Genomic DNA, 1,635 nt, shown 5'->3' with positions numbered 1-1,635 from the left:
GTTAATTTGAGAATCGCACAGGCAGGATTCTCATGATTAAATGGTCAATCACAACCAAATCGTCGCATTCTTGCGGTTAACTGCTAAGCGACATCAGCTTCGCCGGCAATGATCTGATCCATGCTCTCCGCGCCAAGTGCGCTGACACGCAGAGTCATGCTGACGCCCTCTTCCTTGAACCAACCAAACTCCTCGGCAATGCGCTGCGGCAGTGTCGTGAGGAAGCTGTCGACACCCCAGACGAGCGGCGTCAGCGGCTTGTCCTGGGCAAAGGCTGGCACGGCGCACAGCATTGAACCGGCAAGGGTTGCTCCCAGAAATCGCGCAAACAATCCCGTGGCTCTCTTCTGCCGAAGCATCCGAATACGATCCCACATTTGAACAACCTCCCTGGCTATTTGGCTCTACAGGCCCAGCCTGGCGCAGAGCCGGATTTCAATCGAAATGAACGCCGTAGCGGCGGAGATATCTCAAGGTCAGGAACCTGAATATCCTGTCGGTGACGAGGCCCATCAGGCCCAGGATGACGATGCTGATGAACACGAAGTCGAGACGGAAATAAAGGCGCGAAGTCCAGGCGAGATAGCCAAGCCCGGAAGACGCGGTGAGCATTTCCACGGCGATGATCGTCATGAAGGAATTGGTCATCGCCACGCGCATGCCGGTGATAGCATCCGGCAATGCCGCGGGTATCTTGACCCGCCGAAACAGCTCCCAGCCGGTGACGCCAAGATTGGCCGCGGCCCTGATCTTCTCATTCGGAATACTGATAATGCCGACCGTGCCGTGAATAACGCAGATCATGAACGTGGCATAAGCCACGAGCAGCACGCGAGTGACGTCGTTATAGCCAAACCAAAGCAGGAAGATGGTGACCCAGATGATCGGCGGAATGAAGCGGAAGAAGTTGATATAAGGATCGACCAGGCGCTTCACGATATTGCTCTGGGCAATCATCCAGCCGGTCGGGATGCCAAGCAACACCCCGACACCCCATCCGAGCAGGACGCGGTACCAAGTGACGCCGACATAGGGCAAGAGTTGCCCATTCTGAAACAGTTCCACACCGCCGCGCATAGCGGCAATCGGACCTGGAAGGAAAACAGGCATGCTTAGCGATGCCGCCTGCCAGGCAATCAGGAATACGATCGTGGCGATGACCGGTCCCGCAACAGGGTTGTGGGTCCAGATCATGTTGAAGAACGAGCCCGCCCCTTCGTGGGCTGACGAAGCCGGTTGGCGCTTTCTTTCGGAAATGTTTCGCATGGTTCACGCCCAACGCTTCATTGCGATTTCAACTTCGGTCATCAGGTCGGCGCGCAAGCTGCGCTGCAACTCCATCGCTTCGCTCGAGAGCTTGTCGCGCGGGAAATCGAGAGGCACCTTGATCTCTTTCTTGATGGTGGCCCGCGGACCGGCTGTCATCATCAAGATGCGCTGGCCAAGCACGACAGCTTCCTCGATGCTGTGCGTCACGTAGAGGATGGTCTTGCGCGTCGACAGCCAAAGCTCCTGGAGCTGGGTCTGCATGATTTCCTTGGTTGTCAATGACCGTGGAATTGGGACCCCGTATTTTCGCGCAAAAGGGACCCCTGTTTAGGGGCGTTGAAGGGCACGCCGATTAGCGCCCGGTCA

3 protein-coding genes are annotated in these 1,635 nt (G+C 56.8%); all 3 read right to left on the bottom strand.

The annotated features are described in order from the left end of the window. Positions 1-83: 83 nt before the first annotated feature. Genes DY251_RS21175 through DY251_RS21165 form a run of 3 tightly spaced genes read right to left on the bottom strand, consistent with a single transcriptional unit; the run spans position 84 to position 1,530 of the window. Positions 84-377, bottom strand: a complete 294-nt coding sequence (locus DY251_RS21175; RefSeq protein WP_147307499.1) for a substrate-binding domain-containing protein — start codon at positions 375-377, stop codon at positions 84-86. Positions 378-435: 58 nt separating this feature from the next. After that, positions 436-1,266: an ABC transporter permease gene (locus DY251_RS21170; RefSeq protein ID WP_116625884.1), complete on the bottom strand. Its 831-nt coding sequence runs from the start codon at positions 1,264-1,266 to the stop codon at positions 436-438. 3 nt (positions 1,267-1,269) lie between these two features. Then, positions 1,270-1,530 (bottom strand): hypothetical protein, encoded by a 261-nt coding sequence (locus DY251_RS21165; RefSeq protein ID WP_147307498.1) that lies wholly within the window; start codon positions 1,528-1,530, stop codon positions 1,270-1,272. Positions 1,531-1,635 lie beyond the last annotated feature (105 nt).

Origin of the sequence: Mesorhizobium denitrificans (genome assembly GCF_003403035.1) — a bacterium.
GTDB classification, from domain to species: Bacteria; Pseudomonadota; Alphaproteobacteria; order Rhizobiales; family Rhizobiaceae; genus Mesorhizobium_G; species Mesorhizobium_G denitrificans.
The sequence above is the reverse complement of the archived record's forward strand: the minus strand, read 5'-3'. Positions and strand labels throughout refer to the sequence as shown.